The organism is Variovorax sp. P4_D9, from assembly GCF_056401695.1.
In genome coordinates this window covers 1-2,408 of sequence record NZ_JBFUIU010001106.1, presented here as the reverse complement: position 1 = coordinate 2,408, position 2,408 = coordinate 1, and the positions used below count along the sequence as shown (strand labels likewise).

The window sequence follows — 2,408 nt, the reverse complement described above, 5'->3', positions numbered from 1 at the left end:
CTCTACCAGAGCGCCACCAACGCCGACAAGTTTTTGGCCGTCCCTGCGGGGGTTGATCCTGCTGCGCTCATGGGTCCAAAGACCTTCGACAAGGACTACGCCCAGGTGGTCCAGTATCGAGAGGCGTTCGAGTTCGATCCGGCCGAGTTCTATGCGGGCGCGAATGCTGCCAAGATCGCCGCAGACATCCTGACCATCAAATGGGCGATGTACGAGCGGCCTGCCGGAGCGTCTTGACCTGGTCGGGTTCCGTCGGCCTGGTGCACGACCCCGGCCTCGAACCGGGATGCCCTTGCGGACACGACGCCCTCGACGTCGCGCGTCTGCCTATTCCGCCAGCCGTGCATGAAGGGTGGTAGGCCCCGGGAATTTCTAAATCCCGACCGTCGCCTTGTGGGGGCGCTATTCTGCCTCTGAACTAGGGGCCTGATTGGTGCTGCGGGCAGAGAATTTCGAAATCTCGACCTACCGGTTAAAAGCCGGTTGCTGCTGCCTCTGAGCTATACCCGCAAGTGATCCTGGTAGTGCAGGATGGGAACGATCCATCGACCGCGTCCTTATGAGGGACGTGCTCTGCCACTGAGCTACTGCACCGAAGAGCGAGAACGTGAAGCCGCTGGYCCCCGTGGCCCGACTCGAACGGGCACGCCCTTGCGGGCAGCTGCTTTTGAGGCAACCGCGTCTGCCGGTTCCGCCACGCGGGGATTCTGAGAAGGATGGTGGGATGGGGTACGTCGTACGTGAACAGGATCGAACTGTCTTGGCATCCTCCCCGCCCTGAAGGCGAGGCTTCCTGCTGAGGCGTGCTGCGCGTTACGCACGGCGTGTCTCTTCGGTGGGTTCCTGCTTCTCAGGGGCTGCGCGTTTCGCCCTTTCGGACGATGCACGTCTAACCACCCCTCCACAGGCATTGGGCTTCGATGAAGAGGCCCAGACCGCGTGCCCCGCGGCCAGAATGTTCTTTGCGGCGTTTACGTCCGCGTGCTCTGCGTGGCCGCAGGCGACGCAGGCAAAGAGGGCTTGCGTCTTCCTGTTTTCGACCGCTTCGTGTCCGCAGATGCGGCACGTGCGGCTGGTGTAGGCTGGGTCCACGGCCAGCACCTGACCGCCATGCGCGGCCAGCTTGTAGTCGAGCTGGCGCCGGAACTCGGCCCAGGCAGCGTCGAGGATGCCGCGATTGAGGCCGGCTTTCTGACGCACGTTTCTGCCCGGCTTCTGCGCGCTGCCGCGCGCCGAGGCACTCATCGCAGCAACGCGCAGATCCTCGATCGCGATCACGGGATGCTCGGCCGCCAAACCGCTTGTGAGCTTGTGCAGCCAGTCGTTGCGCTGCTGAGCGATGCGCCTGTGCAACGCGCGCAGCTTCACAATCGCCTTCTTGCGGTTGCACGAGCCTTTGACCTTGCGGCTGACATTGCGCTGGTAGCGCCGCAGACGCCGCCGCTGTGCCTTCAGCGCCGCGAGCGGCTGAATGAGGCGCCCATCCGAAAGCCCCGCGAAGTTGGCAACGCCCAGGTCGATGCCGAGCGTCGGCGCGACGCCGGCCGCCGGTGGCACGCCGGGCTGAAGCGTCTGGATCGCCACATACCAGCGGTCCCCCTCACGGGTGACGCTGGCATTGCGCAGATCTCCGACGAGCTCCCGGCTCATGCGCATACGAACCCAACCGAGCTTCGGAAGCTGGACGCGCCCATTGAGCGCGTCCAATTTGAACTGCTTGCGGTCCGGAAAGCGAATGCCCGGCTCCTCGCCCGGCTTCTTGAAGCGGGGGTAGCCGGGTTTCTTGCCCGTCTTCACGTTCGCGAAGAAGTTCTGGAAGGCTGCGTCCAGGCGCTTCAGGACCTGCTGCTGAGGATGCACCGGGCCTTCCCGCAACCACGACGTTTCTGACGCGTTGCGCCACGCCGTGAGCCAGCCGCACATGCATGCGTAGCCTGCGTACTTCTCGCCGAGATCGCGACGAGCCTGCTGCTCGGCCAACGCCCGATTCCAGAGCCATCGCATCATGCCCGCGTAGCGCCGCAATCGCGCCGCCTGCGTATGGCGCGGGAGAAGCTGGAAGCGGTAGGCTCGGAGCGTCGAATCGACAGACATTTACGAACAGTATGGGCAAGCACAAACGCAACGCGCAAGGGCAAGAGGCGAAATACCTGCTTTTTCCTTCCCGCCCTGTCCCACAGGGACCCGCTGTGTGTCGAGGACGAGGCTTAATGCGGATTCTGGTCAGCGGGATCACAACCCGCGGCTCTGCCATTGAGCTACACGCACCGTTGACCTGGTAGCTCTTGACGATTTCGAAACGTCGACCTATCGGTTATCGACCGATTGCTCTGCCTCTGAGCTAAAGAGCTGGGAACGTGGCTCCTCGACCTGGGTTCGAACCAGGGACCTGTGCATTAACAGTGCAC

General features: G+C 63.4%; 2 protein-coding genes and 5 tRNA genes. 1 reads left to right on the top strand and 6 read right to left on the bottom strand.

Annotated elements, in window-relative coordinates; genetic code table 11:
- On the top strand, positions 1-237 hold a 237-nt coding region (locus tag AC1DY5_RS51590; protein ID WP_478122006.1), incomplete at its 5' end, for a hypothetical protein.
- Positions 238-353: 116 nt separating this feature from the next.
- Here AC1DY5_RS51590 and AC1DY5_RS51585 read toward each other — a convergent pair.
- The 6 genes from AC1DY5_RS51585 to AC1DY5_RS51560 all read right to left on the bottom strand — a co-directional run bounded on the left by AC1DY5_RS51585 (position 354) and on the right by AC1DY5_RS51560 (position 2,351).
- Positions 354-428 (bottom strand) — tRNA-Val (locus tag AC1DY5_RS51585).
- A gap of 9 nt (positions 429-437) precedes the next feature.
- A tRNA-Lys gene (locus AC1DY5_RS51580) sits at positions 438-510 on the bottom strand.
- Between the two features lie 9 nt (positions 511-519).
- Positions 520-594 (bottom strand) — tRNA-Met (locus AC1DY5_RS51575).
- A gap of 23 nt (positions 595-617) precedes the next feature.
- A tRNA-Leu gene (locus tag AC1DY5_RS51570) sits at positions 618-704 on the bottom strand.
- 109 nt (positions 705-813) lie between these two features.
- Positions 814-2,094 carry an RNA-guided endonuclease InsQ/TnpB family protein gene (locus tag AC1DY5_RS51565; protein ID WP_478122005.1) on the bottom strand — a complete coding sequence of 427 codons (1,281 nt, stop codon included), beginning with the start codon at positions 2,092-2,094 and terminating at the stop codon, positions 814-816.
- Between the two features lie 182 nt (positions 2,095-2,276).
- Positions 2,277-2,351, bottom strand: a tRNA-Ile gene (locus AC1DY5_RS51560).
- Positions 2,352-2,408: the final 57 nt, after the last annotated feature.